Genomic DNA, 26,677 nt, shown 5'->3' on the forward strand with positions numbered 1-26,677 from the left:
CTCAGTCGTCCTCCACGGAGGCGGTGGGCCGGCCGCCTGAGCAGCGGACCTCGATCTCGGTCTCCTCGTCGTCCCCGGCCTCGAACCTGACGCGGGCCTTGTCCCGCGGCCCGGACTCGGCGTCCTTCACCGCGTATCCGGGGGAGGGTGTCCAGGTGAGCAGGGTGACCAGCCCGCCGGAGCATCGCGCGACGACGACCCCGCCCCGCCCGCGGAACGCCCGGCCGGCGGCGGGTTCCGCGGCCTCCCGGGGCGCGGGCGTCGCCGCCGCGGGCGAGGGGCCGGCGGGGGACGGCACGGCCGTGCCCGGGGGCGGCGCGGCCTCCAGGGCCCGCCGCACGTCGGCGGAGGACATCACGCGGCCCGCCCCGGTGACGGACTCGCCGAGGAACGTCGTGACGACGACGCCGGCGCCGGTCGCCACGAGCGCGACGACCAGCCATCCGGCGACGACCAGCAGCGGGCGCCGTTTCATGCGCCGATCCTCCCTGGCCGACGGCTAAAGCCGGGTTAAGAGCGCGATAACGGACTTATGTCCCGAGCCTGGACCGATTAGCGTAACCGCACATGGCCACCATCCTGATCGTCGAGGACGACGCGGCGATCCGCACCGCGCTGATCCGGGGTCTCCGCGATCGGGGGCACGCCGTGACCTCCGCGCCCGCCGCGCTGGAGGGCCTGCGGCAGGCCGTGACCGACCGCCCCGACCTGGTCGTGCTCGACCTCGGCCTGCCCGACCTGGACGGCGCCGAGATGCTGCGGATGCTCAGGGCCGTCAGCCGCGTGCCCGTGATCGTGGCCACCGCGCGGGACGGCGACGCCGAGATGGTCCGACTGCTGAACGCCGGGGCCGACGACTACGTGGTGAAGCCCTTCAGCGCGGCCCAGCTCGACGCCCGGGTCCGCGCCGTGCTGCGCCGCGCCGACGGCGGGCCCGCCGACCCGTCGATCGCCGTGGGTGGCCTGCGGCTGGACCCGCGCGGGCGCGAGGCGGCGCTCGACGGCGTGGTCCTCGACCTCACCCCGCGCGAGTTCGACCTGCTGCACTACCTGGCGGCCCGCCCCGGCCAGGTGGTGACCAAGCGGGAGCTGCTCACGCAGGTGTGGCAGGTGCCCTACGGCGGCGCGGACAAGACCGTGGACGTCCACCTGTCCTGGCTGCGGCGCAAGCTCGGCGAGACCGCCCAGGAGCCCCGGTATCTGCACACCGTGCGCGGCGTGGGCGTCAAGCTGGTCGACCCCTCGTGAGGCGCTGGCTGGCGGTCCTGGTGGCCGCCACGACCTCGCTGGTGCTCATCGCGCTGCTGGTCCCCATGGCGCTGCTGGTGCGCGCGCTCGCGCAGAGCGGCGCCGTGGACCAGGCCACCGCAGAGGCGCAGTCGGTGGCGGCCTCGGTGGGCACGGCCGGCGCCGCCGCGCTGACGATGACGGCCGAGCGGGCCTCGGCGTCGGGCGGGCACCCGGTCACCGTGTTCCTCCCGGACGGCCGCGTCCTCGGCTCCGCGGCCCCGAGGTCGCCCGCCGTGGAGTACGCCGCGCGGGGGCGCAGCCTGGTGGCCGAGACGCCGTCCGGACTGGAGGTGCTGGTCAGCGTCCAGGGCCTGCCCGGCGGCACGGCCGTGGTCCGCGTGGGCCTGGCGGAGGCCGACCTGCGCCGGGGCGTCGGCGCGGTGTGGCTCGGCATGCTGCTCCTCGGGCTGGCGCTGATCGGGGTCGGCATCCTGGTCGCCGACCGCCTCGCGCTCGCCCTCACCAGGCCCATGAGCGGGCTCGCCCGCGTCTCCCACCGGCTCGCCGCCGGCGACCTGACCGCGCGGACCACGCCGGGCGGCCCGCCGGAGGTGCGCGACGTCGGGCTCGCGCTCGACCACCTGGCCGGGCGCATCGGCGACCTGCTGGCCGAGGAGCGCGAGACGGCCGCCGACATCTCCCACCGGCTGCGCACCCCTCTCACCGGCCTGCGGCTCGAGGCCGAGTCGCTGGCCGACCCCGAGGAGGCCGCGCGGCTCGGCGCCCGCGTCGACGCGCTGGAGCGGGCGGTCAGCTCGGTGATCAACGACGTGCGCCGCCGCTCCCGCGACCAGGAGTCCTGCGACGCGGCGGCGGTCGTGGGCGAGCGGGTCAGGTTCTGGTCGGTGCTGGCCGAGGACCAGGACCGGCCGGTGGACCTGCGCCTACCGCCCGCGCCGCTCACGGTGGCGGCCGGCGCCGCCGACCTGGGCGCCTGCGTGGACGCCCTGCTCGGCAACGTCTTCGCCCACACCCCCGAAGGCGCCGGGTTCGCGGTGCGGCTCACGGCCGTGCCCGAGGGGGCGCGGCTGGAGGTCGCCGACACCGGGCCCGGGTTCGGCGCGGGATCCCTCGCGCGGGGGCGCAGCGGCGCGGGGTCGACCGGCCTCGGCCTCGACATCGCCCGGCGCACGGCCGAGGCGTCCGGAGGGTCGATGACCGTGGGCGCCGCGCCGGGCGGCGGCGCGCTGGTCGTCCTGCTCTTAGGACGCCGTTAACGCCGCCGCAGCGCGGCCTTAGCGCGACCGGGGCGAGCCTTGGGCCATGACGAACACCACGAACACCCGACGAATCGGCGCAGCGGCCAGGCTCCTCCTCGCGGGCGCGGGCGCGCTCGCCGTCCTCGGCGCCGGCGCCCTCCCGGCCGCGGCCACGGCGCCCGCGGCCGTCCCCGCCGCGACCACGACCACGGCCACCGCCTCCTCCGTCACCGGCAGCGCGGCGATCTCCGCGCGACAGGCCGTCAGGATCGCCAAGAAGCGGGTCCCCGGCGCGCGGGTCACCGAGGTGGAGCGCGAGTGGGAGCACGGTCAGCGCGTCTGGAAGGTCGAGCTGACCAAGCGGCACACCGAGTACGACGTCTACGTCTCGGCGCGCACCGGGAAGATCGTCAAGTTCCGCCAGGACCACGACGACTGACCCCCGCGAGGCCGGGCACGGGCGGCATGGTCAGCCGCCCGTGCCCGGCCCGCGCGCCGGCGGCCGAGGTCGCCGGTGTGCCTCAGCGGCCCGGACCCAGCTCGGCGCCGAACTCGCCGGCGATCTCGCGCATGTCCTGGGCCAGCCGGTCACGGTCCAGCGCGTCGATGCGGTCGGCCGGGCCGGAGATGGACATGCTCGCCACCACGCGGCCGCCGTCGCGCACCGGCACGGCCAGGCAGTGGACGCCGAGCTCCTCCTCGCCCAGGTCCACGGCGTACCCGCGCTCCCGCACCGCGTCCAGCTCGGCGAGCATGTCCTCGACCGTGGTGACCGTGTGGTCGGTGCGCCGGGGCAGGCCGGTGCGCGCCAGCACCGCCGCCGCGTCGGGGCGGTCGGCCAGCAGCACCTTGCCCACCGCCGTGCTGTGCGGCAGCACCCGGCGGCCGACCTCGGCGAACATGCGCAGGCGCCGGGGCGAGGCCGCCTGCGCCAGGTAGATCACGAAGTCGCCCTCCATGATGGCCAGGTTCGCGGTCTCGCCCGACAGCGCCACCATCTTCTCCAGGTACGGCTGCGCCCAGACCCCGACCATCCGCTCGGCCGTGCCGCCGAGTCGCACCAGCGCGCTGCCGAGCGCGTAGCGGCGGTCGGACTCCTGGCGGACGTACCCCCGGGCCAGCAGGGACCGCAGCAGCCGGTGGATCGTGCCGTACGGCAGCCCGGTCCGCGCCGCGATCTCCGACAGTCCCGCCTCACCGCCCCGGTCGGCCAGCGCCTCCAGCACGTCCAGCGCCCTGTCCACGCTCTGCACGGTGCTCACCTCAGGCGCTCCTCTCCCGGGTCGTGGCGGCGGTTCGTCCGTAATCGCGCGGCGGCGTTCACGGGCTGCCCAGGGACGACGCGGGCAGGGCGCGGAGCGAGGCGTCGAGGACCTCGGCGGTGTGGGCGACGCGCAGGCTCTCGCCCCGCCTGCGCGCGGCCGAGGCGATCTGCATCGTACAGCCGGGATTGGCCGAGACGAGAAGGTCGGCGCCGACGCCCAGCACGTGCCCGGCCTTCTTGTCGCCGAGCTCGCGGGCGGCCTCGGGCTGGAAGAGGTTGTAGGTGCCCGCCGACCCGCAGCAGATCGCGGCGTCCGGGATCTCCCTGAGCCGCAGCCCGGGAATGGCCGCCAGCAGCGCCCGGGGTTCGGCCCGCACCCCCTGGGCGTGCGCGAGGTGGCAGGCGTCGTGGTAGGCGACCATGATCGGCAGGGGATGCCGCTCGGCCAGCGGGCCGAGCTCGGCCAGGTACTCGGCCAGGTCCACGAAGCGCAGCGCGCGCGCCCGCTCGGCCCAGGCCGGGTCGTCCGCGAGCAGCTCGGCGTACTCCTTGGTGCTCGACCCGCACCCGGCCGCGTTCACGACCACGGTGGTCACGCCGGCCCGCTCGAACGTGGCGATCGTGCGCCGGGCGAACCGCGCGGCCTCCTCCGGGCGCCCGGAGTGGACCGACAGCGCCCCGCAGCACCCCTGGCCGGGCGGGACGACCACCTCGCACCCCTCCAGCGCCAGCACCCGCGCGGTGGCGGCGTTGACCGAGGGGAAGAACTCCGACTGCACGCAGCCGGTGAGCATGCCGACCACCGCCCGCCGCTCGCCCCGCGCCGCCACCACGCCCGGGATCCGCACGCGGCGGGGGATCGGGGGAGCCAGCGTGGCCATGGCGGCCAGGCGGGGGTCCAGGCGTTCGAGCAGCGGGCTCAGGCGCGGCCGCAGCCGTTCGGTGAGCCGCAGCGGCAGGCGCAGCGCCCGCAGCCGCCGAGGGTAGGGGAACAGCCGGAACACCAGGGCGCGGAACGCGCGGTCGTCCCAGCGGCGGCGGTGCTCCCGCTCGACCTCGGCGCGGGTCTGCTCGATCAGCACGTCGTAGCGCACCCCGGACGGGCAGGCGGTGACGCACGCCATGCAGCCCAGGCAGGCGTCGAAGTGCCCGGCCATCTCGGGCGTGAGGGCGGTGCCCTCGACGTGCTGCTTCATCAGATGGATGCGCCCGCGCGGGGAGTCCATCTCCTCGCCCCAGAGCTCGTAGGTGGGACAGGTGGGCAGGCAGAACCCGCAGTGCACACAGTCCTTGATCAGTTCGGGGTCCACGTCCGCCTCCTCACGCGCCCGCTCGCGCCGTGCCGCCGGTCAGTCGTCCAGGGGACATGCGCCCCTCGGGGTCGAAGCGCTCCTTGACGCGCCGCATGAGCGCGGCGGACCCCACAGGGCCGAAACGGTCGATCCGGACCGCCTCCGGGGGCGCGGTCCACACCACCAGTCTGCCGCCGCCGGCGGACAGCTCCGTACGCAGGGACGTCACGAAGATCTCCGCCGCGCCGGGCGGCGTGTCCGCGGGCAGCGCGGCGTACAGGACGCACGTGGCCGCCGATCCGCGGATCCGGGCGTCCAGCTCCGCCGCGCCGGCCGCGCGCTCGGCGGCGGCCAGCGCGTTCACGGCCGACGCGGGCGGGACGCGCAGCTCCATCAGATAGCCCGCCGTTCGCTCGCCGGGCAGCTGTCCCCACCAGGCCGGAGGGTCCGCCGAGATCCGCGCGGTGTCCCCGAGCAGCGCGGCGGCGGCCTCGGCGCGCTCGCCCGCGGCGACGCCCTCGACGAGCGCGGCCACGGTGACCGGCCCCCGGACGCCGGGCCTGTCCAGTTCGATCGCGCTCGGCTCCAGCGGCGACGCGGCGAGCCGGGCGACGGACGTCAGGATGCCGATGCCGGGGGAGGTCGCCGTGATCCAGGCGCGGGCGGCGGGGAGCGGGTGGAGCCGGAAGGTGGCCTCGGTGATCAGCCCGAGCGTGCCCAGCGAGCCTGTGAACAGCTTGCCGAGGTCGTAGCCGGCGACGTTCTTGACGACCTTGCCGCCCGCCCGCGCGACGGTGCCGTCGGCGAGCACGACGGTGACGCCGATCAGCAGGTCCCGCGCGGTGCCGTACCGCAGGCGGCCAGGCCCGGCCGCGGCGGTGGCCAGCGCGCCGCCGACGGTCGAGCCGCCCGCGGTGAAGTCCAGGGCGAGCCGCTGGCCCGCCGCGCCGAGCGCCGCGGCCAGGGCGTCGGCGGTGATCCCGGCCTGGACGCGCGCGACCAGGTCGCCGGCCTCGTGTTCCAGCACGCGGGCCATGCGCCGGGTGTCCAGGACGAGGTCGCAGCGGGCCGGGGCGTGGCCCCAGGACAGCTTGGTGCCGCCGCCCACCGGGGTGACGGCCAGGCCGTGATCGGCCGCCGCGCGCATCACCAGCGCGGCCTCGCCGGTGGACTCGGGCGTGGCCACCCAGCGCGGCGCCACCCCGGCGACCTCGTCGCCGGGCTCGGCGGGGCGGACGGCGACGCCGGTGGTCACCAGCGCCTCGCCGGGCGTCACGACCGGCTCCCGCCGCGCACGGCGTCCGGAGGGGGAGTGACGGAACGGGGAGGCGGGGGGAGGTGCCGCATCAGAACAGGTCCGCCTCTCCGGAGGCCACCAGGGGGTGCACGCCCTTGCGCACCCCGGGGGCCTCCCCGCACAGCCGGGGCGTGGGGAAGATCTTGCCGGGGTTGGACAGTCCGGCGGGGTCGAAGGCGCAGCGGACGAGCTGCATCGTGTCCAGCTCCTCCTCGGTGAACATCTTCGTCATATATCGGGACTTGTCCACGCCCACCCCGTGCTCCCCGGTGATCGACCCGCCGTGCCGCAGGCACAGGTCCAGGATCTCCCCGGACACGGTCTCGGCGCGCTCGGCCGCGCCCTCCTCCGCGTCGTCGAACAGCACCAGCGGGTGCAGGTTGCCGTCCCCGGCGTGGAAGACGTTGGCCACGCGGATGCCGTACCGCGCCGACAGCTCCTCGATGCCCGCCAGCACCGCGGGCAGCGCCGTCCTCGGCACCACGCCGTCCTGCACCAGGTAGGCGGGGCTGATGCGACCCACGGCCGCGAACGCCGACTTGCGGCCCTTCCAGATCGCCGCGCGCCGCGCCGGGTCGTCGGCCACCCGCACCGCGAACGCCCCGCTCTCGCGGCACAGGCGCTCCACCTGGGCGAACTCGTGGGCGACCTCGGCCACGGGGCCGTCCAGCTCGACGATCAGCACGGCCCCGGCCCCGGCCGGGTAGTCGCACCGCACGGCGGCCTCGGCCGCCTCGATGGCCAGCGCGTCCATCATCTCGATCGCCGACGGCAGGACGCCCGCGCCGATGATCGCCGACACCGCCACCCCGCCGGACTCCACGTCGGGGAACGCGGCCAGCAGCGTCGTCACGCTCTCCGGCTCGCGCGACAGCCGTACGGTGATCTTCGTGGCGATGCCGAGCGTGCCCTCCGAGCCGATGAACGCGCCGAGCAGGTCGTACCCGGGGTCCATGGCGTCCAGCTCGACGATCTCGCCCTGCGGGGTCACCAGCTCGACCGCGAGCACGTGGTTGACCGTGAAGCCGTGCTTCAGGCAGTGCGCGCCGCCGGAGTTCTCCGCGACGTTGCCCCCGATCGTGCAGATCTGCTGGCTGGACGGATCGGGCGCGTAGTAGTACCCGTACGGCCGGGCCGCCTCGCTGATCGCCAGGTTGGTGACGCCGGGCTCCACGACGGCCCGCCGGTTGGGGATGTCCAGCTCCAGGATCCGGCGCAGGCGCGAGGTCACGACGAGCACGCCGTCCGTGCGCGGGAGGGCGCCGCCGGACAGGCCGGTGCCCGATCCGCGCGCGACGAACGGCGTGCCGGTCTCGTGGCACGCCCGGACGACCGCCGCGACCTGCTCGGCGGTCTCCGGCAGCACCACCACGCCCGGCGTGGCCCGGTGGTAGGTGAGGCCGTCGCACTCGTAGGTGCGCAGCCGCACCGGGTCGGTGATCACCCCGCCGGGCCCGAGCAGGTCCAGCAGGCGGCCGGTCAGGCCGGGCAGGGCGGCGGGGCCGGTGGTCATGGCATGCGGGCGTAGGCGGGCAGGGTCAGGAACTCGGCGAAGTCGTCGTCCAGCGCGACCTCCCGGAACAGCTCGGCGGCCTGCCGGTACAGGGTCTCGTCGAACCCGGGCTCCTCGCCGATCCTGGCGAGCTCCTCGGCGATGACGCGCTCGGCCATCTCGCGGGTGACGACCTCGCCGGTGTCGGCCAGTTCGATGCCGTTGTGGATCCACTGCCAGATCTGCGAGCGCGAGATCTCCGCGGTGGCGGCGTCCTCCATGAGGTTGTGGATGCCGACCGCGCCGCTGCCGCCCATCCACGCGGCCAGGTAGCGCAGGGCCACGTCCACGTTGTTGCGCAGGCCCGCCTCGGTGATCTCGCCCGGCGTCTCGGCGACCGCCAGCAGCTCGCCCGCCGACACCGAGACGTCCTCGCGGAGCCGCCGGAGCTGGTTGGGCTCCGCGCCGAGCACCGAGTCGAACACCTCGCGGCAGATCGGCACCAGGTCGGGGTGGGCCACCCACGAGCCGTCGAAGCCGTCGCCCGACTCGCGCGTCTTGTCGGCCCGCACCTTCTCCAGCGCCACCTTGTTGACCTCGGGGTCGCGGCGGGAGGGGATGAACGCCGCCATGCCGCCGATCGCGTGCGCCCCGCGCCGGTGGCAGGTGCGGACCAGCAGTTCGGTGTAGGCGCGCATGAAGGGGGCGGTCATGGTCACCGCGTTGCGCTCGGGCAGCAGGAACTCCCTGCCCCGCGTGCGGAACTTCTTGATGACGCTGAACAGGTAGTCCCAGCGGCCGGCGTTGAGGCCCGCGGAGTGGTCGCGCAGCTCGTAGAGGATCTCCTCCATCTCGAACGCGGCGGGGTAGGTCTCGATCAGCACGGTCGCCCTGATCGTCCCGTACGGCACCCCGAGCAGCTCCTGCGCGCGGGTGAACACGTCGTTCCAGAGGCGGGCCTCCAGGTGGGACTCCATCTTGGGCAGGTAGAAGTACGGCCCGCGGCCCTTGTCGAGCTGCCGCCGGGCGCAGTGGAAGAAGTAGAGCCCGAAGTCGAACAGCGAGGCCGAGAACGGCGCGCCGTCCACCAGGACGTGCTTCTCGGTGAGGTGCCAGCCCCGGGGGCGGACCACGACGGTGGCCAGCTCGTCGTCGGGGCGCAGCGCGTACCGCTTGCCGCCGGTCTCGAAGTCGATCGTGCGGTCGAGGGCGTCGCGCAGGTTGAGCTGGCCGTTGACGACGTTCTCCCACAGCGGGGAGTTGGCGTCCTCGAAGTCGGCGAGCCAGACCTTGGCCCCGGAGTTGAGCGCGTTGACGGTCATCTTGCGGTCGACCGGGCCGGTGATCTCGACGCGGCGGTCCACCAGGCCGGGGGCGGGCGGCGCCACGCGCCAGGTCTCGTCCTCGCGGATCGCCTTGGTCTCGGGCAGGAAGTCCAGGGTGCCGCCCGCGGACAGCTCGGCCTGGCGTGCCTGCCGCGCCTCCAGCAGCTCGCGGCGCCGGCCGTCGAACTCGCGCTGCAGGGTGGCGACGAAGGTCAGGGCCTCGGGGGAGAGGATCTCGTCGAAGCGGTCCAGCCGAGGGCCGGTGATCTCAACGCCGTCCATGGCCATCCTTTCCAGGACTTCCACAATATGGAAAAAGAGTTCTGAATTACGGAATCGACGCTACCGAGCGACGGCTCAGGGGTCAACGCCGGGTGCCCCTGAGGGATCCCTAAGGGCTCTCTCGGGGCGTTCCCCGATGGGCGCGGGACACGCCGGGCGGCAGGCTTGGAGCATGACGACGACGTTCTCCTCCGACTCCTCTGGGTTCTCCGGCTCCGCCGGTTCCGCTTCCGGACGGAGGCCGCGCGGCCTGCGGGGGCGCGCGCGGCCGGTGATGGCCGCCGGGGTGGTGCTCGGCGCGGGACTGCTGCTCAGCGCCTGCGGCCTGGAGAACATCGCCGGGCCCACCCAGCAGGCGACCGAGAGCTACGACGTGACCGGCCGGATCGGCCTGCTGCGCGTCGACAGCGGCTCGGGCGACATCGTGGTGACCGAGTCCGCGCGCACGGGGGTGCGCGTCACCGAGACGCTGCACTGGAGGAGCGAGAAGCCGAAGACCGCCCACCCGATGGACGGCGACACGCTCAAGCTCGGCTACAGCTGCCAGAACGGCGGCTGGAGTTGCGGGGTCGACTACCAGGTCGAGGTCCCGCGCGGGCTCAACGTGAAGCTGGAGGCCGGGTCGGGCGACATCACCCTGCGCGCCCTGTCCGGCCGGGTCGACGCCAGGACCGGGTCCGGCGAGGTCGACGCGCGCGGGCTCGGCACCACCTACGCGGAGGCCGACAGCGGGTCCGGCGACGTGGAGCTGCGTTTCACCGGCGTGCCGGAGTACGTGAGGATCGAGTCCGGCTCGGGGGACGGGATCGTGCACGTGCCGCAGAACAGCTACCACGTGAGCCTCACCACCGGGTCCGGCGACCACGCCTTGCAGGTCACCAACGACCCGGCGTCGCCGCGCAGGATCGTGGTGCGGTCGGGGTCCGGCGACGCCAAGGTGCTCAAGGCCTGACGCGGCGTCGTGCTCCGCGGCAAAGCTCGGTGGTCTGGTGGGGAACGCCCGCTTCGCGGTGATCTATGCGGATAACAAGGTGAATCGACGAGGTCCGCGTGGCACGATCGTAAGGGAAGACAACAGCGGGGTCCCCGTGTTGAACTGTGCGTAACGGTGAGCCCCACGAGCGCCGAGGAGCGCGACCATAACCACAGAGAAGACGTATATGTCCAACGAGTCCTACGAACACCTCGCCGCCGGCGACTACGACCTTGAGGACCGGCAGGCGCTCCGGCGGGTCGCCGGGCTGTCCACCGAGCTGGAGGACGTCACCGAGGTCGAGTACCGCCGGCTCCGCCTGGAGCGGGTGGTCCTGGTCGGGGTGTGGACCACCGGCACCGTCGTCGACGCGGAGAACTCCCTGCAGGAGCTGAGGCTTCTGGCCGAGACCGCGGGATCGCAGGTCCTGGAGGGCCTGATCCAGCGGCGCCAGCGCCCCGACTCCGCCACCTACATCGGATCCGGCAAGGCCGCCGAGCTGCGCGACATCGTCGTCTCCAGCGGCGCCGACACCGTGATCTGCGACGGCGAGCTCACGCCCGGCCAGCTACGGCAGCTCGAAGAGGTCGTCAAGGTCAAGGTCATCGACCGCACCGCCCTGATCCTCGACATCTTCGCCCAGCACGCCAAGAGCCGCGAGGGCAAGGCGCAGGTCGAGCTGGCCCAGCTCAGCTACCTGCTGCCGCGCCTGCGCGGCTGGGGTGGCAACCTGTCCCGCCAGGTCGGCGGCCGCGCCGCGGGCGGCGTGGGCATCGGAGGCCGCGGCCCCGGTGAGACGAAGATCGAGCTGGACCGTCGCCGCATCCGCGAGCGCATGGCCAAGCTGCGCAGGCAGATCGGCGGCATGTCCACCGCCCGCGAGACCATGCGCTCGCGCAGGGCGCGGCGCGAGGTCCCGGCCGTGGCCATCGCCGGCTACACCAACGCCGGCAAGTCCTCGCTGCTGAACCGCCTCACGGGGGCCGGAGTCCTGGTGGAGGACGCCCTGTTCGCCACCCTCGACCCGACCGTGCGCCGGGCCCGCACGCCGGACGGCAGGCTGTTCACGATCGCCGACACCGTCGGCTTCGTCCGCCACCTGCCGCACCAGCTGGTGGAGGCCTTCCGCTCCACGCTGGAGGAGGTCGCCGACGCCGACCTGATCCTGCACGTCGTGGACGGCTCGCACCCGGACCCCGAGTCCCAGCTCGCCGCCGTCCGCGAGGTCCTGGCCGACCTCGACGGCGTGGGCCACATCCCCGAGATCGTGGTGGTCAACAAGGCCGACGCCGCCGACCCGGTGGTGCTGGCCCGCCTGGCCACCCGCGAGCGGCACAGCGTGGTCGTGTCCGCGCGCACCGGGAAGGGCATCGACGAGCTGCTCGCCGTGATCGAGCGGGAGCTGCCGCGCCTGGACCACGAGGTCCACATGCTCGTGCCGTACGACCGGGGCGATCTGATCTCCCGGGCACACAAGGAGGGCGAGGTGCTGTCGATCGACCACACCGCCGACGGCACGGTGCTGCGGGCCCGGGTTCCGGCCGGTCTCTATTCCGAGCTCGACCGCACGGGCAAGCCCGTCGAGACCGTCGTCTGACCCGCCGTCAGCCGGTACGCCGGAGGGCGACGACGGCCACGTCGTCCTCCCGGGCCCCGAAGTGCGCGATCAGCCGGTCGCAGAACACCTCCAGGTCCCGGTCGAAGGACTCGGCGATGCGCCGCACGACCTCCAGGCTCTGGTCGAGCGGCACGTCCCGGTCCTCGATCAGGCCGTCGGTGAACATGAGAAGGGCGCCGTTCCCGGGGAGTCGCAGCCGGTCCACCCGGTACTCCTCGGGGGCGGCGCCGATCAGCAGGTTGCCCCAGTCGTGGTAGTGGGCCTTGCCGTCGGCCACGATGATCGGCGGGATGTGCCCGGCGTTGGCGACCTCGACCACGCCGCTCGCCACGTCGATCAGCAGCAGGCACACCGTCGCGGTCATCGAGGGGTGGTAGCGGCGCAGCACGTCGTTCAGCCGCCCCATGAGGCGCCCGAGATCCTGCTCCTCCACCACCAGGGCGCGCAGGGCGTGCCGCAGCTCGGCCATCACCGTCGCCGCGTGCAGCGAATGCCCCTGCACGTCGCCGATGCCCACCAGCAGCCGGTCGCCGAGGCGCATGACCTCGTAGAAGTCCCCGCCCACCTCCACGTTGTCGGTGGCGGGCTCGTAGCGCAGCGCCAGCTCCAGCCCCGGCGTGGGCGGGATGTGGGAGGGCAGGAAGCTGCGCTGCAGGGTGAGCGCGATCATGTGCTCCTCGGCGTAGGCGCGCAGCGCGTCCACGGCCAGCGCCAGCGCCTGGCCTAGCTGCTTGAGGATGTCCAGCTCGTCGGAGTCCAGCGCCTCCGAGCGGTCCACGCCGAGCACCACCGCCGGGCGTTCCGACCGGGTGCGCGAGACGACGGCGGTGATGCCGCTGACGACGTCGGTGTCGGGGATGATCCCCAGCCACTCGTCCCGCGCCATGGTGAACTCGGCCGTGCCGGCCGAGGTGCCCAGCGTCGCCGCCGTGACCTTGTCCAGGCTGTCGTCAGGGGCCCCGAGGCCTCTGGACATGCCGCCCGGCTCGATCGCGGCGTAGCGGCGCACGCGGCCGTCCAGGGCGACGGCGAGCGCCCCTGCCCTGCGGTCCAGGATCTGGGAGGCGCCCTCGACCGCCACCCGCAGCAGCTTGTCGAACGTCGTGCTCGCGCTCATCTGCAGCGTGACGTTGGTCAGCTCGCTGAGCCGCTTGGCCATGCGCTCGGCCCGCTGGCGCGCCCGGTAGTAGCGCAGCGCGGCCTGCACGGTCGCGATGAACTCCTCCGGCTCGATCGGCTCGGCCATGTAGGCGTCGGCGCCTCGGTAGAGCCCGTGCGCCCGATCGGTCACCGCGATGGCGTGCGCCGATATCTGGATGACCGGAATGGCCGTGGTGAGAGGGTCGGCCTTGATCCGCTCGCACACCTCGTAGCCGTCGATGTCGGGCAGCCGCACATCGAGGATCACCGAGTCGGGCGAGATGGCCCGCACCAGCCGCAGGGCCTCCTCGCCGCAGGTCGCCTCCACGACGTCATGCCCGGCCCTGCGCAGCCAGCTGCCCAGGATGTACCGCTTGGTGGGGGTGTCGTCCACCACCAAGATGGTCCCTGGTTTCTCAGTCATCGTTCCTCTTTGATAGCACCAGGTCCGGGGCGCACCTGGGACCGGCCGCCGTGTGGCGTCCGGGTGGGTTCTGCCTCCGGAACGCCGAGGCTAACCCGTCTGCGGATTGTCGGTTACCGGGGTCAGCGGCAGCCGCACGGTGACGGTCGTGCCCTCGCCCGGAACGCTGGTGAGCTGCAGCGTGCCGCCCAGCGCCTCGGTGAGCCTGCGCGCGTACGGCAGGCCGAGGCCGGTGCCGCGCGCCCGCGTCTGCACGGGGCCGGGGATCTGGAAGAACTCCTCGAACACGCGCTGCTGGAGCTCGTCGGGAATGCCGATGCCGGTGTCGGCGACCACGAACACCACCTCGCCGCCGTCGGTGTAGGCCGTCAGGCTCACCTCGCCCGACTCGGTGAACTTCAGCGCGTTGGACATCAGGTTGCGCAGCACCCGCGACAGCAGGACCTCGTCGGTCGTCAGCGTCCGCGGCGCCCGCCGGACGTCGACGGTGAGGCGGACCCGGTCGGCGCTGGTCGGGTCCAGCGTCATGCTCAGCCGGTCGGCCAGCGCGGGGACGTCCACGGCCGCAGGCTGCGGGGTCAGGCGGCCCGACTCGGCCTTGGCCATGTCCAGCAGCTCGGCCACCAGCGCCAGGAGCGTCTGCGCGGAGCTGCCGATCAGCTCGACCTGGAGCTGCTGCTCCTGGCTCAGCTCCTCGCCGCCCGGCCCGAGCAGCAGCCGCACCAGGCCGATGACGGAGTTCAGCGGGGTGCGCAGCTCGTGGCTGATCGTGGCCCAGAAGCGGTTCCTGGCCTCGCTGGCCTCGCGGAGCTGGGCGGACTTCTCGTCCAGCTCGGCGTACAGCGCGACCACGCCCCGGTTGGTCTCCTCGAGCTCCTCAGAGAGCTGGTTGTACAGCGCCAGGACGCCCTGGTTGGTCTCCTCCAGCTCGGCGTTGAGCCGCAGCAGGTTCTGGCGCTGCCGCTGGGAGTCCTCCAGGGCGGAGGCGAGCTCGCGGTTCTGCTGCCGGAGCTCGTCCAGCACGCCCGCGGGCGTCAGCTCGCCCTGTCTCGCCCGGATCTCACCGAGCGCCCCCTCGGCGAGGTCTCGAGACCCGGGAACCCTCTTCACCATGGTTATCCGGCGTGTCCCGTCATCATGGTCCACCGTATCCATGAGACGTCCCGCGAGCAGCACCCCCGCGGCCGCGACCTTGCGCGGACCCTCCGAGTAGGACAGGTCCAGCACGAGCCCCACCCCGTCGTCCAGGCGGAACGAGATCGTCGCCTGGCGCCCGCCCGCGACGATCTCTCTGCCCACCTCGCTGAGCGCGGTGCCCACCCGGATGCGGTCCAGCTCGTCGAGGCCCACGGCCTCGGCGACGTCGCGGCCCACCTGCCGGACCGCGAACACGGCGTGGTCGTCCTCCAGGACGACGGTGATCAGGTCGCGGGTCACGGGCCGGTCCGGATGACGAGCACGCTGGCGTCGTCCCGGCGGATGGCCGAGTCGCGGAACAGCGTGCCGGCGATGACGTGCGCGGAGTGGCGCAGCAGGCCGGGGTAGGCGGCGAGGTCCCAGCGCTCGGTGAGCCCGTCGGAGTGCATCACGACCACCGCGTGCGGGGGGAGTTCGTAGCGCGTTTCCCGGAGGTGGCGGGCGTTGTGCCCGGCGATCCCCGGCAGGGAGAGCAACCCCTGGCGTCCGGTGGGTGTGACGATCCACCCGGAGATGTTGCCGATGCCGGCGTACGTCACCGCGCGTGCCCTCCTGTCGATGCGGATCGCCGCCACCGCGCCTCCCCGGGTGTGCCCGAGGGCGCGGTGGGTGCGCTCGATCACCGAGAGCGGCGTCACCTCCGGGTCGGCGCGGAACACCCGGACGGCCTCGCGGGACGCCTCCGCGGCCCCGACGCCGTGGCCGAGGCCGTCGCAGACGATGGCCGTGACCGTGTCGGCGGTCTCCTGGAAGGCGAACGCGTCACCGCTCACGATCTCGTCGCCCACGGGCCGTCCCAGCCCGCACGTCATGGAGTCCGGGCCGGTCGCGCCGCGCGCCGTGAACTGCATGCTCAGCACGGTTCCCTTGCCCGGCACGGAGTAGATGTCGTAGAAGTCCGACAGGCGGGTGATCGCGCCGAGGCCGATGCCGAGCGTCCCGGTGGTGGAATAGCCGTCCCGGATCGGTCCAACCGTGTCGGACATGCCGGGACCGCTGTCGATGGAGATCACCTCGATGGTCCCGGGGACCCCCGGATGGGGGCGGATCAGCATCATGCCGACCCGGGCGTGCTTGACCAGGTTCGAGGCGGCCTCGCTCACCGCCACGGCGACCTGGCCGGCGTGCTCGTCGTCGAACCCCCGGTCCTGGGCGAGCGCGGTGGCCATCCTGCGGGCCGCGCCGATCGCGCTCGCGTCCTCGAGCCTCAGCCAGGAGTCCTGTCGCTCGGGGCCTCCTAGCGGGTCCATTTCGTCACCGTCACGACCGTTCCGCGGCCGGGCTCGGAATCGAGCTCGAACTCGTCGACGAGACGGCGGCTGCCGCTCAGGCCGAGGCCGAGGCCGCCTCCGCTGCTCCAGCCGTCGGTCAGGGCCAGGTTCAGGTCGGCGATCCCGGGACCGTTGTCGGCGAACACCAGGCGCAGCCCGCGACGCCCGCCACGGTCGAGGGTCTCGATGCGTGCGTGGCCGCCGCCCGCGTGCACGAGGGTGTTCCTGGCGAGCTCGCTCGCCGCCGTCACGACCTTCGTCTGGTCGATGAGCGAGAAGCCGAGTTCGATGGCCACGGCGCGGACCTTCTGACGGACGATCACCACCTCGTCGTTGGACGCGATGGTGAGCTCCTCGGTGGGTTCGACGATGCGGGGCGGGGGATGGCTCACGGGCTCACCGGCGACAGCTCGTCCGCGGCCGCACGGGCGTCGCGGCCGAGCATGGCGATGCCCTTCTCGAGGTCGAGCGCCGTGCGCAGGCCGCCGAGCGACAGGCCGAGCTCGACCAGGGTGATGGCCACGGCGGGGCGCATGCCGACGACGATCGTGTCGGCGTCCAGCATGCGGGCCATTCCGGCGATCGTCGACAGCATGCGCCCGACGAACGAGTCCACGATCTCGACGGCGGTGATGTCGATGATCACACCCACCGCGCTGGTCGCGACGACGCGGTCCGCCAGGTCCTCCTGAAGGGTGAGGACGGCGTGGTCGTCGAGATCGCCCTGGATCGAGACGAGGAGGATGTCGCCGATCTTCAGGATGGGCACGCGGTCCATCAGGCCTCCTCGGCCCGGATCGCCACGCGGGTCTGCCTCTTGTTCACGACCTCCACCCCGCTCTGCTTCAGGGTGTACGCCAGCGCGTCCGCGAGCGTGGCCTTCGTGACGATGTCACCGAACTCGATGCCCAGGGTGACGATCGTGTGAGCGATCTGGGGGCGGATGCCCGAGATGACGCACCGGGCGCCCATCAGGCGGGCGGCCATCACGGTCTTGAGCAGGTGCTGGGCGACCTGGGTGTCGACCGCCGGCACGCCCGTGATGTCGATCACCGCGTACTCCGAGCCGGTGTCGACCAGCGTCTGGAGCAGCTTCTCCATGACGACCTGCGTGCGGGCGGAGTCCAGGGTGCCGACCAGGGGGACCGAGACGATGCCGTCCCACAGCTTGACCACCGGGGTCGAGAGCTCCAGGAGCTGCTCGGTCTGCTCGCTGATGATCTTCTCGCGGGCCGCGGTGTAGGCCTCGAAGGTGTTGAGGCCGAGGCCGTCGATCGTGCGGGAGAGCCAGACGAAGCCGCGCAGCGCCTGCTCGCTGCCGTCGGCCTCGACGATCTCGTAGACGGACTCCTTGAGCCCGAAGACGGCGACCGCGGTCTCGCTGGGGGTGAAGCCCTGGCGGGCGCGGGAGCGGGACAGTTCGCCCAGCAGGCCCCGCAGTTCGGAGACGGTCTCGGGCTGGACGAGCGTCTGCAGGAAGGCGCGGTAGAGCTCCTGCAGCTCCTTCCGGGTCTCGGTCTCGTTGACACGGCCGAGCAGCGGCTCGTTCGAGATCTTCACCCAGCGGTCGAGAATGCGGCTCTCGTGTTCACGAAGCAGCTGTTCGATGTGATGCCTGCTGGTATTGTCCTGCAAGGTCAAGACGGCTCCCCGGCCAACCCACACGTGTGGCTAGCGAATACGGTGTTCTCCAGAGAGGCTACACTGGGTACACCAAGATCATCCCGCCTTCCGGACATATGCGACACTCGTTCTAGATCCGGATGATCAGGGCAAACGTGTAGTAGTCACCTTGTGGCAGGGAAAACCTCGCATCGGTGCAGGAAAACCGCTGTGGCCCGCGAGGCTTGAATATTGCTACGATATGGAAACCCTGACGAGACATTCTGGCGTTGGTTTCGCATGATGACGTGTGTGACTGCTGGTGCAGCAGAGGCCGGGTCGACACCAGGCGTGACCCTTGGGCAGATATCGACGCGCGGGGTGTGGAGATCGCCGGCCTGACGCAGGGGATGACGAACCGGCGTTCTTCTCAATAAGCCTGTACAGCGAGCCGACCTGTGAAATAACGTAACTGAACTGAAATCGCCCGGCCATGATCCGGACGGTACCGTCATCGCACATCGCGTGCGGATGAGATCAGGAGACCCCCCAATGACGTCCGGAAACGGAGCGGACCCAGCGGGCGTGGCGCCCGGCTCGCGCTGGGCCCTCTTCGCGTTCCAGGATGTCCCCGTGGCCGCCCCGGAGCGGGCTCCGGTGGCCAAGAACCGGGTGGTGATGCCATGACGGTGCGGCTTCTCACCAACATCGGCAGGCTCTGGACCGGCAACGACGTCTGCAGCAACGCCGCGATCCTCGTCCACAACGACAGGATCGCCTGGGTCGGCCGAGCCGCCGACCTGCCGCAGAGCGTCCCCGGTGTCGTCGACGACATCGTCGACGTCGATCACGTCGAGAACCTCGGCGGCGCCCTCGTGACGCCCGGGCTCATCGACGCCCACACCCATCCGGTGTACGCGGGCAACCGCTACGCCGAGCTGGCCATGCGCTCCGGCGGTTCCACGCTGAGCGCCATCACCGCGGCGGGCGGCGGCATCGGCTCCACCGTCACCGTCACCCGCGGCACCGACCCGTGGACCTTGTGCAACGGCGTCAGGGAGCGCCTGCGCGACTGGCTGCTCAACGGCACCACCACCGTCGAGGCCAAGACCGGCTACCACCTCACCCGCGACGGCGAGCTCGCCGACGTCCGGCTCCTGCGCGAGCTGGAGAAAGAGCCGATGATGCCGCGGGTGCACGTCACCTTCCTCGCCGCCCACGTCGTGCCGCCCGAGTACTTCGGCCGCCAGCGCGACTACGTCGAGGCCGTGGGCTCGTGGTGCGCCGACGCCGCCGCGGCCGGGGCCGACAGCGTCGACGTCTACTGCGACGAAGGGCACTTCACCACCGACGAGGCCCGGTGGGTCCTCGCCTCCGGCCGCAACGTCGGCCTCCTGCCGCGCATCCACGCCGGCGCCCACAAGCGGCGCGGCGCCGTCCAGCTCGCCGCCGAGCTCGGCTGCGCCTCCGCCGACCTGCTCTACAACACCTCCGACGAGGACATCGCCCTCCTCGGACGTTACGGCGTGCCCGCGGTCGTCTGCCCCGGCACCGCCCTCCAGCAGGGCAACCTGCCCCCGGTCCGCCGCATGCTCGCCCAGGGCGTCACCATCGCCCTCGGCAGCGACCACAACCCCGGCCACTGCGGCATCACCTCGATGTCGCTGGTCATCAGCCTCGCCGTCGCCGCCTTCGGCATCAGCGTCGGCGACGCCCTGCGCGCCGCCACCCTCGGCGGCGCGACCGTCCTCGGCGCTCCGGACCGCGGCGTCCTCGCCCCGGGCCGCCTCGCCGACATCGTCCAGTGGGACGCCGACCACGAGGGCGCCTTCGCGTGGGGCTTCGGCCTGAAGCCCCGCCGCGTGTGGCGCGGCGGCACCCCCGTCCAGTAACCGCGTCCGGCGCCGCCACCCCGCGGCGTCCGGCGCCCCATCACCCGGCACGTCGCCGTCCTCCCGTTGACGATCATCGGCGGTGGGCACGCCCGGAACTCCGGAAACGACCGCCGTCACGGGGCCCTGTACAGAGCGGGGTGATCACCGGTAAGAACGTAGGGTGGTCGAGCCGCGTGCGAAATATGGTGTGGACGCTCCGGCGGTGCTGGCGGGGCTGGCCCTGGGCGGAGTGGCGGAGCTGGGTCTCGCCGTCGTGTGCTTCGCCGTCGGCTGGACGATCCTGGGGGTGATCCTCCTCGCCGGCGGTCTCATCCTGCTGGCCGGGGCCGCGTTCTTCGCCCACACGACCCTGCGGGGCAAGTTCCGGGTGTGGGACGCCGAGCTCGACGCGCTCGGCCTGACGGGCGGCGAGCACGTCCTCGACCTCGGCTGCGGCCGCGGCCTCGTGCTGCTGAAGGCCGCGGCCAGGGTGCCCCAGGGGAAGGCCACCGGCCTTGATCTGTGGAGCACCAAGGACCAGTCGGGCAACAGCCAGGACGCCACCCTGGCCAACGCCCGCGCCGAGGGCGTCGCCGGCCGGGTCGAGCTGGCCACCGGCGACATGCGTTCGCTGCCGTTCGACGACGCCGCCTTCGACCTGGTGGTCTCCAGCCTCGCCGTCCACAACATCCCGGACGCGGACGGACGCGCCAGGGCGATCACCGAGGCGTTCCGGGTGCTGAAGCCGGGCGGCGTGCTGCGGATCGCCGACTTCCGGCACGCCGAGGCGTACGCCGCCGTGCTGCGCGAGCTCGGAGCGGCGGACGTCCAGGTGCGCGACCTCGGCTGGCGCTTCTGGTACGGCGGCCCGCAGGGCCGCACGTCCATGCTGACCGCCCGGCGCCCCTGACGCCTCCCGCGCCGTTCGCCGCCGGGCGGCCCGCCATGCCGCCGGCGGCGGCGTCCCGCGAAGGTCAGCCGGGCAGACCGGCGAGCCAGGCGCGGACGGCGGCGAACAGGGCGGGGGCGTTGCGGTGCAGGTTGAGGGCGTGCCCGGCGCCCGGGAGCACGAACGTCGCGGGCCCGGCCCCGGGAGCCCAGAACCAGCTCTCCCACGCCTTGACGGCCGCCGCGTCGGTGCACTGGAGGTAGAGGCCGTTGCAGAACAGGTCGTCGTGCTCGCCGACCGCGAGGAACACCGGCGCCCGCACGGCCGCCGAGATCGCCGGATCACCGGCCTCGGCGATCGTCGCCTGTTCGCCGGTCGTCATCGTGGACTTGGTCAGCTCGATGACCGGCGACATCGCCGGCGCGGCGCCGGACGCGTCGAGGAACAAGCCGGCCCGGGAGCCCGGCGCGGTGGTGAGGTAACCGGCCGGCGGGCGGGTCACGCCGAGAACGGGGTCGCCGGCGGCCGGCACGAGGGCGGCGTTGAGCGCGTCCAGCCTGGGCCCCACCGAGTGGACGAAGCCGGTCGCGACGACGGCGTCCAGGTCCGCGTGCCGGGCCGCGTCCGTGATCAGGACGCTCGCGCCGAACGAGTGCCCGACGCCGACCACCCGCCGGTAGGCGGTGCCGTCCACGGCGCCGGCCCGCAGCCGCGCCACCACCTGGTGGACGGCCTCGACCTCGCTGCCCAGGGTGAGCGCGTCCGCGGGAGCGCGGTCGCTCAGCCCGCTGCCGGGCCGGTCCAGGGCGAGGACGGCGTACCCGGCGTCGGTCATGGCGGTGACGTACGGCCGGGCGTCCGCCGTCGCGGGGGTGAGCCAGTACACCTGGTTGAACGTCGCGCCGGCCAGCAGCACCTGGACGGTCCCCGGGACCGGGCCCGCGGGCCGGCACAGCGTCCCGCGCAGGGTGAGGGAGCGGCCGGCGACGTCCACCGGCACGGAGACCAGGCGGCAGCCCGCTCCGCCGGTCACCGCGGCGGCCGGAACGGCCGGCAGGCCGACGAGGGTCAGCGCCGCGAGAGCCGCGGCGACGAGAAGACGTGAGACGCGCATCATGGCCTCCTCAGGAACCGGCGGGGGCGAGAGCCGGCATGACCTTGTCCAGGAACCGCTCCAGGCTCGCCACGGCGACCTCGCCGGGCACCGCGCCGAAGTCCATCTGCCAGAGGAACCCGTCGGCGCCGAGGGCCTCGGAGATCTGCTGGACGCGCTCGGCCACGGTGGCCGGGCCGCCGACGACGGCGCTGCCCATGGTCCGGAACGTCGCCGGGTCCAGCGCCCGGATCGCCCGGCTCATGCCGGTGTACCCGCGGTAGTCGTCCGACGTGACCGACTTCCACGGGTCGGTGGCCTCGGCCCACACCTCGAGGTAGGCCCGCAGCAACGGGTCGGCGGTGCGCCGCGCCTCCTCGTCGCTGTCGCCGACGTAGAGCGGCAGGCTCGCCACGACCCGGGGCGGGTGCGGGTGGCCGGCGTCGGCGTGCGCCTCGCGGTACACGGCGATGTGGTCGCTCATCTCGGTCAGCGGGGTCAGCGCGGGGGTGACCAGCAGGTTGTACCCCTGCTCCCCGATCCAGGCGAAGCTGGAGCGCGAGCGCACCGCCGCGATCCACACCGGCGGGTGCGGGCGCTGCACCGGCCGCGGCAGGGTGGTGACGTCCTGGAACCGGAAGAACGGCGTGTCGGCGCCGACCCGCTCCTCGGTCCACAGCCGGACCACCGTCTCCACGGTCGCGGTGAAGCGTTCCCTGCTGCCGTCCAGCGGCACCTGGAAGGTGGCGAACTCCTGCGGCAGGTACGCCCGCGCGAACCCGACGTCGAGCCGTCCGCCGCTGATGGCGTCCACCATCGCCGCCTCGGAGGCGAGCTGGACGGGATGGTGGAAGACGGGCAGCACGCACCCCGTCATCAACCGGATCCGCGTCGTCGCGGCGGCCACGGCCGACAGGAACGCCAGCGGGCTCGGGCAGTAGCCGCCGTAGGCCCCGAGGTAGTGCTCGGTCATCTTCACGTGGCTCATCCCGCCCTGGTCGGCGAGACGGCTCAGCAGCAGCACGTCGCGGAAGTACTCCTCGGGCGCCTTGGTCGCGGGCGCGCAGTCCGGCAGCAGCGACAGGCCGTGGAACATGATGCGTTCCTTTCTCCACGCGGCGCTCAGGCCACGGCGAACAGGAAGAAGGTGACGTGCGCCACCATCAGCGGGATCAGTACCGGGTAGTGCCAGAACAGGAGGCTGTGCGTCAGGCCCATCACGACCGCGCCGACGACGGGGAACATCGCCGCCCGCCAGGACGACATCAGGAAGATCTGCATGACCGTGAACAGCGCGCAGGAGACGCCGATGGCGACGGCCGGACCGGCGTCGCGCAGCCAGGTCAGCACCAGTCCCCGGAAGACGACCTCCTCGCTGCCGACCTGCACGGCGGTGAGGGCGACGGCCAGGGGCAGCGAGACGACCTCCATGGTCTTGAGGTGGTGCCGGATCCACCCGCCCCGGGACAGGCCGAGCCACTGGCGCATCCGCTCGGCGCCCTCGGCGGTGGCGGCGGCGGTGGCGGGCATCGTGCGGGCGGAGGCGCGTTCCGCGGCGCGTCCGGCGGCGGCCCGCCGCCGTCCCATCGCCTGCGCCCCCTCGATCAGCACCCGGCACAGCAGCGAGCCGAGCGCGACCTCCCCGACGCCGATCGCGGCGCCGAGCGCGAGAAGCTCGGGCCGGTCGATTCCGGTCGGCAACGCCAGGATGTCGATGCCGGTGACCATGGCGAGCAGGGCCACGACCAGCACGTGGCTGGCACCGGCGGCGGCCAGCTCTAGGACGCCGCTGCGCTCGCCGGCGTCCCAGCGGCGGGGGAACGGCAGCAGGTGGGCGGCCCGGCGGCAGGCGGCGAACAGGGCCGCCTTGGCGTACTTGTAGTAGAGGACGACGAGGACGCCGAGCACGAGGACGCGCACCGGCCAGGGCAGGTCGCTCACGCGGGCACCCCCCACACCCCTCGGGCGGGCGTCCGCCGGGACACCGGCTCGCTGCGCCGGTAGCGCCACACCCAGACGTTGAACACCACGTGGGCGACGGCCGCCGCGAGCACATTGCCGGTCAGCAGCGTCGCCGCGCACGTGAGCAGCGCCAGCGGCGTCTTGGCCAGCACCTGCACCCAGCCGAAGAAGACGTGCGAGCAGGCGAACACCGCCGCCGTCACGGCCAGGCCCGCCGCGGCGACCCGGACGTCGGACGGCAGCAGGGCGAGCCGGGTGAGCACGCCGCGGAAGACCAGCTCCTCTCCGACGGCCACGGCGACCAGCAGCTCCAGCCGGACCTGAAGGTCGCTGCCGGTGGGGGAGTAGTCGTTGCGGGCACGGACCAGGCCGGTGCGGCGGCGCTCGGCCGCGGCGGTGCCGGAGGCGGCGAACCCGGCCGGCCTGGCCGCGCTCATCCGGGGCGGAGGCGGCCCGCCGGGGGCCGGACGCCGGCCGCGCCCCGCGGTGGTGATCGCCCGGTCCACGCGGATGACGGCCAGGCCGAGCGCGAACCCCAGCACCACGCCCGCCGGCACCCCCCACCAGCCCGCGGCATGCCCTGGCACCGGCGCGACCACGGCGACCGGCCCGAGCAGCGCGGCGGCCGCCGCGACCAGCGTCCCCATGAGCAGCACGTGGACGCCGAGCAGCGGCAGCCGCCGCACCCAGGCCCACCGGGTGTGCAGGTGGGCCGCGAGCGTCAGGCACGCCAGCGACAGCAGGGCGAGCGCCGTGAGGGCGTACGCCCTGGTGTCATGGATAGGGGTGGGGGTCATGGCGGCGGAACCCTCCGTAGGCGGCGAACCGCTCGTGCGCCGCGGCCGGGGCGCTCGGCAACGGCAGCGTCACCAGGTCGGGGCACCAGAACCGGGCCACGACGAACCCCAGGGCGGCGACGTCGACGGTGGTGAAGTCGGCCGCGTACAGGCGCTTGCCGGTGGCGTGGAAGGCCCGCACCAGCTCGCGTACCCGCACGCCCGCCTGTCGCTCGTCGTCGGGCGGCAGGTCGTCGGCGGACACCTCGTCGCAGTCGGCGAAGCGCCGCTCCACCACGCGGGCGCCCTCCGGCTGGGCGGCGAACGACACGTTCGACTCCAGGTCGAAGATGTCCTCGCCCGCGGCGGGTTCCTGCTCGAACCGCTGCCGCAGCGCCGACCAGGTGGCCAGCCCGCGTACGCCCGCCGCCTCCAGCAGCGCCCGGTACATGGCCCGTTCGAGCACCCCGTCGATGCCGAGCCCCACCGCGATCGCGGGCAGCCGGCCGTCCGGGCTGCGGATCAGGCAGGCGACCGTGAACCCCGGCAGATCGGCGCTCGGCAGCAGGTGGAACTCGGGCCGGTCGCCCTTGGCGTCGAACGACTTCTGGATGACCCGTTGCAGCGCGGCGGTGCGGGACCCGGCGGTGATGCGCGCCGAGCGGCTGCCGCCGTACCAGTGGCTGAGCGCCGCGTCGATCTGCACCATCTCTTCCAGCGCGTTGAGCGCGGCCCGGTCGGGATCGGTGTGGGAGGCGGTGCCGGTGGACACGGCGGGAGACAGCCACGGCTCGCCCCTGGTGTCCTGGACGACGTAGCCGACCAGCAGCATCTGGGCGGGCACCCAGCAGTCCGCGCCGCCGGCGAGCAGGGTGGCGCGCACCCAGCCGATCACGTCGTCGTCCCGGCGCGGCCGGAACGGGAACCCGGGGCGGGCGTACTGCTCGGGCGTGTACGGCGCGGCGGGTCCGGCGTCGCACAGCTCGCCCGCGTCGCGCAGCTCGTTCACCGAGGCGTGGCGGACGGGGAACCGCCCGCTCACCGGGGCGATGTAGCCGCCGTACCGCTCCACCACCTCGCCGAGCGTCCTGACGTGCGCCTCGAAGGGACGCAGCCCGTACCCGCCGATGTGGTAGGCGCCGATCTTGGGCGCCGGCAGGCCGCGCAGCACGTGCACCCCTGTCAGCTCGCCACCGGCGACCATCAGCCTGGGGGCGCCCCGCTGGCGTTGCAGGAAGCCCATCGACGTCATCAGGCCGCACAGCGGTGAGTGCATCCGGGCCCGCAACCGGGCGGTGAACTGGTCGGGAGCCTCCGCGAGACGCGCGTCCAGCACTTCACCCATCGATCCACCGCCGCACGTCGAAGTACAGCTCGGTCGCCTCTCGCTGGGTGACGGGACCGCACGCCCGGCACCCCGGCAGGCGCAGCACCTCCGAGTAGGCGACCTCCATGCTCGGCACGTAGATCCCGAGCACCTTGCCCAGCGTCGGGGTGTACCCGGTGAGCGCGAGGTTCAGCGCCTCGAGGCCCACGTGGCCCGCGACCATCGCGCGCAGCGCCTCCAGCGTGGGCGGCTCGCCCGCCCGGACCGCCCGGCGGACCAGGGCGTCCTTGTACCGCTGGTAACCGGCGGACTCGCGCAGGTTCATCAGCACCCGGGTCTCGAAGCAGGCGAAGCACGCCGAGGTGGGCGGGTGGAACGAGGGGCCGATCAGCACCATCGGGCCGTCGATGGCCGCCTGGATCCACGGGGTGCCGAGCGTCAGCGCGATCCTGTTGAGGACCGACAGCCGCAGCGGGTGCGGCTCCTCGGCGACGTGGACCAGCAGCCGTCCCCGCCACGGCTCGAACCGCTCGGCGAACCGTTCGAAGGCCAGCCCGTCCTCCAGCGCGACCAGGTCGGCCTCCAGCAGGGCCCGGTACGGCGCGGAGTCCTCGCCGGCGACCTCCACCCCGCCGGGCGCGCTCGGCTCCAGGACCCGGGCGGTCGCGGCGGCCAGGGGACCGCCGCCGAGGACGACGATCGGCGGCGCGGGGGCCTCGGCGACGTAGGCGCCCGCGTTCTCGATGTAGGCGTCCAGCGCGGTCTCCGGTCCGCGGGCGATGACGCCGAGCTGGTCGAGGTGGTCGACCAGCGCCTCCACCTCGGCCCGGGTGACGCCGTTGGCCTTGGCCACCTCCGCGCGGCCGGTCGTGCCGTCGAGCCCGGTGAGCAGGCCGTACAGCCGGCCGGTGCGGGCGTGGTCGGTGAGGGTGTACGAGCGGACGTTCCAGACGCCGTGCCGGAGCTCGACCGTGTCCGCGTCGTGCGCGACGACGCTGAAAGACGGTTTGATGCGCACGTTCTTGCTCTGTTGCATGGATGCCTCTCCTTCCTGGTCCTTCCTGGTCCTGCCTGGATGGGCTGATCCGCC

General features: G+C 73.4%; 25 protein-coding genes. 7 read left to right on the top strand and 18 right to left on the bottom strand.

The window, feature by feature from the left end:
* Position 1: 1 nt before the first annotated feature.
* Positions 2-475 (bottom strand): septum formation initiator, encoded by a 474-nt coding sequence (locus tag BJ981_RS22050; RefSeq protein ID WP_184613301.1) that lies wholly within the window; start codon positions 473-475, stop codon positions 2-4.
* 92 nt (positions 476-567) lie between these two features.
* Between BJ981_RS22050 and BJ981_RS22055 the strand changes: the two genes are divergently transcribed.
* Genes BJ981_RS22055 through BJ981_RS22065 form a run of 3 tightly spaced genes read left to right on the top strand, consistent with a single transcriptional unit; the run spans position 568 to position 2,928 of the window.
* On the top strand, positions 568-1,248 hold the full coding sequence (locus BJ981_RS22055) for a response regulator transcription factor (protein ID WP_184613303.1): 681 nt from the start codon (positions 568-570) through the stop codon (positions 1,246-1,248).
* Positions 1,245-2,507, top strand: coding sequence for a sensor histidine kinase (locus tag BJ981_RS22060; RefSeq protein WP_184613305.1), 1,263 nt, complete (start codon positions 1,245-1,247; stop codon positions 2,505-2,507). Before BJ981_RS22055 ends, BJ981_RS22060 begins: the two co-directional genes overlap by 4 nt.
* 46 nt (positions 2,508-2,553) lie before the next feature.
* A complete protein-coding gene (locus BJ981_RS22065) occupies positions 2,554-2,928 on the top strand; it encodes a PepSY domain-containing protein (RefSeq protein ID WP_184613308.1) in 375 nt (124 codons plus the stop codon).
* Between the two features lie 82 nt (positions 2,929-3,010).
* Here BJ981_RS22065 and BJ981_RS39300 read toward each other — a convergent pair whose 3' ends face one another.
* From BJ981_RS39300 to aceB, 5 genes are all read right to left on the bottom strand, one after another.
* Positions 3,011-3,751, bottom strand: coding sequence for an IclR family transcriptional regulator (locus tag BJ981_RS39300; RefSeq protein ID WP_184613310.1), 741 nt, complete (start codon positions 3,749-3,751; stop codon positions 3,011-3,013).
* Positions 3,752-3,809: 58 nt separating this feature from the next.
* Complete coding sequence (locus BJ981_RS22075) at positions 3,810-5,063, bottom strand: (Fe-S)-binding protein (protein ID WP_184613312.1); 1,254 nt, start codon at positions 5,061-5,063, stop codon at positions 3,810-3,812.
* A 10-nt stretch (positions 5,064-5,073) separates the two neighbouring features.
* The gene (locus BJ981_RS22080; protein ID WP_239139025.1) at positions 5,074-6,321 is read right to left on the bottom strand and encodes an FAD-binding oxidoreductase; all 1,248 of its coding nucleotides are present in this window, start codon (positions 6,319-6,321) and stop codon (positions 5,074-5,076) included.
* A 70-nt stretch (positions 6,322-6,391) separates the two neighbouring features.
* Positions 6,392-7,855, bottom strand: coding sequence for an FAD-linked oxidase C-terminal domain-containing protein (locus tag BJ981_RS22085; protein ID WP_184613314.1), 1,464 nt, complete (start codon positions 7,853-7,855; stop codon positions 6,392-6,394).
* Entirely contained in the window at positions 7,852-9,447 is a 1,596-nt protein-coding gene (aceB, locus tag BJ981_RS22090) for a malate synthase A (protein ID WP_372436886.1), read from the bottom strand. The genes BJ981_RS22085 and aceB overlap by 4 nt, the downstream gene beginning before the upstream one ends.
* A 166-nt stretch (positions 9,448-9,613) precedes the next feature.
* Between aceB and BJ981_RS22095 the strand changes: the two genes are divergently transcribed.
* Entirely contained in the window at positions 9,614-10,393 is a 780-nt protein-coding gene (locus BJ981_RS22095) for a DUF4097 family beta strand repeat-containing protein (protein ID WP_239139024.1), read from the top strand.
* A 208-nt stretch (positions 10,394-10,601) separates the two neighbouring features.
* Positions 10,602-12,011, top strand: a complete 1,410-nt coding sequence (gene hflX / locus BJ981_RS22100; protein ID WP_184613318.1) for a GTPase HflX — start codon at positions 10,602-10,604, stop codon at positions 12,009-12,011.
* 7 nt (positions 12,012-12,018) lie between these two features.
* On the opposite strand, the gene BJ981_RS22105 is transcribed toward hflX, so the two are convergent.
* From BJ981_RS22105 to BJ981_RS22130, 6 genes are all read right to left on the bottom strand, one after another.
* Positions 12,019-13,596 carry a fused response regulator/phosphatase gene (locus tag BJ981_RS22105; protein ID WP_184613320.1) on the bottom strand — a complete coding sequence of 526 codons (1,578 nt, stop codon included), beginning with the start codon at positions 13,594-13,596 and terminating at the stop codon, positions 12,019-12,021.
* 90 nt (positions 13,597-13,686) lie between these two features.
* Complete coding sequence (locus BJ981_RS22110) at positions 13,687-15,033, bottom strand: sensor histidine kinase (RefSeq protein ID WP_184613322.1); 1,347 nt, start codon at positions 15,031-15,033, stop codon at positions 13,687-13,689.
* Positions 15,030-16,043 carry an ATP-binding protein gene (locus BJ981_RS22115; RefSeq protein WP_184613324.1) on the bottom strand — a complete coding sequence of 338 codons (1,014 nt, stop codon included), beginning with the start codon at positions 16,041-16,043 and terminating at the stop codon, positions 15,030-15,032. Before BJ981_RS22115 ends, BJ981_RS22110 begins: the two co-directional genes overlap by 4 nt.
* Positions 16,031-16,456: an anti-sigma regulatory factor gene (locus tag BJ981_RS22120; protein WP_239139023.1), complete on the bottom strand. Its 426-nt coding sequence runs from the start codon at positions 16,454-16,456 to the stop codon at positions 16,031-16,033. Before BJ981_RS22120 ends, BJ981_RS22115 begins: the two co-directional genes overlap by 13 nt.
* A complete protein-coding gene (locus BJ981_RS22125) occupies positions 16,453-16,842 on the bottom strand; it encodes an STAS domain-containing protein (protein WP_204070027.1) in 390 nt (129 codons plus the stop codon). Before BJ981_RS22125 ends, BJ981_RS22120 begins: the two co-directional genes overlap by 4 nt.
* On the bottom strand, positions 16,842-17,705 hold the full coding sequence (locus tag BJ981_RS22130) for an STAS domain-containing protein (RefSeq protein ID WP_221314746.1): 864 nt from the start codon (positions 17,703-17,705) through the stop codon (positions 16,842-16,844). Before BJ981_RS22130 ends, BJ981_RS22125 begins: the two co-directional genes overlap by 1 nt.
* A 644-nt stretch (positions 17,706-18,349) precedes the next feature.
* Between BJ981_RS22130 and BJ981_RS22135 the strand changes: the two genes are divergently transcribed.
* Together BJ981_RS22135 and BJ981_RS22140 are read left to right on the top strand one after the other, a co-directional pair.
* Complete coding sequence (locus BJ981_RS22135) at positions 18,350-19,558, top strand: amidohydrolase family protein (RefSeq protein WP_184613326.1); 1,209 nt, start codon at positions 18,350-18,352, stop codon at positions 19,556-19,558.
* 190 nt (positions 19,559-19,748) lie between these two features.
* Positions 19,749-20,450: a class I SAM-dependent methyltransferase gene (locus BJ981_RS22140; RefSeq protein ID WP_239139022.1), complete on the top strand. Its 702-nt coding sequence runs from the start codon at positions 19,749-19,751 to the stop codon at positions 20,448-20,450.
* 64 nt (positions 20,451-20,514) lie between these two features.
* On the opposite strand, the gene BJ981_RS22145 is transcribed toward BJ981_RS22140, so the two are convergent.
* Genes BJ981_RS22145 through BJ981_RS22170 form a run of 6 tightly spaced genes read right to left on the bottom strand, consistent with a single transcriptional unit; the run spans position 20,515 to position 26,623 of the window.
* The gene (locus tag BJ981_RS22145; RefSeq protein ID WP_184613330.1) at positions 20,515-21,543 is read right to left on the bottom strand and encodes an alpha/beta hydrolase; all 1,029 of its coding nucleotides are present in this window, start codon (positions 21,541-21,543) and stop codon (positions 20,515-20,517) included.
* A gap of 10 nt (positions 21,544-21,553) precedes the next feature.
* Positions 21,554-22,618 carry an LLM class flavin-dependent oxidoreductase gene (locus tag BJ981_RS22150; protein ID WP_184613332.1) on the bottom strand — a complete coding sequence of 355 codons (1,065 nt, stop codon included), beginning with the start codon at positions 22,616-22,618 and terminating at the stop codon, positions 21,554-21,556.
* A gap of 26 nt (positions 22,619-22,644) precedes the next feature.
* On the bottom strand, positions 22,645-23,463 hold the full coding sequence (locus BJ981_RS22155) for a CPBP family intramembrane glutamic endopeptidase (protein WP_184613334.1): 819 nt from the start codon (positions 23,461-23,463) through the stop codon (positions 22,645-22,647).
* Positions 23,460-24,281: a CPBP family glutamic-type intramembrane protease gene (locus BJ981_RS22160; protein ID WP_184613336.1), complete on the bottom strand. Its 822-nt coding sequence runs from the start codon at positions 24,279-24,281 to the stop codon at positions 23,460-23,462. The genes BJ981_RS22155 and BJ981_RS22160 overlap by 4 nt, the downstream gene beginning before the upstream one ends.
* A complete protein-coding gene (locus BJ981_RS22165) occupies positions 24,259-25,605 on the bottom strand; it encodes a YcaO-like family protein (RefSeq protein ID WP_184613339.1) in 1,347 nt (448 codons plus the stop codon). The genes BJ981_RS22160 and BJ981_RS22165 overlap by 23 nt, the downstream gene beginning before the upstream one ends.
* The gene (locus BJ981_RS22170; RefSeq protein WP_184613341.1) at positions 25,598-26,623 is read right to left on the bottom strand and encodes a TOMM precursor leader peptide-binding protein; all 1,026 of its coding nucleotides are present in this window, start codon (positions 26,621-26,623) and stop codon (positions 25,598-25,600) included. Before BJ981_RS22170 ends, BJ981_RS22165 begins: the two co-directional genes overlap by 8 nt.
* Positions 26,624-26,677: the final 54 nt, after the last annotated feature.

This window comes from Sphaerisporangium krabiense, from assembly GCF_014200435.1.
In the GTDB taxonomy this organism is placed as follows: domain Bacteria; phylum Actinomycetota; class Actinomycetes; order Streptosporangiales; family Streptosporangiaceae; genus Sphaerisporangium; species Sphaerisporangium krabiense.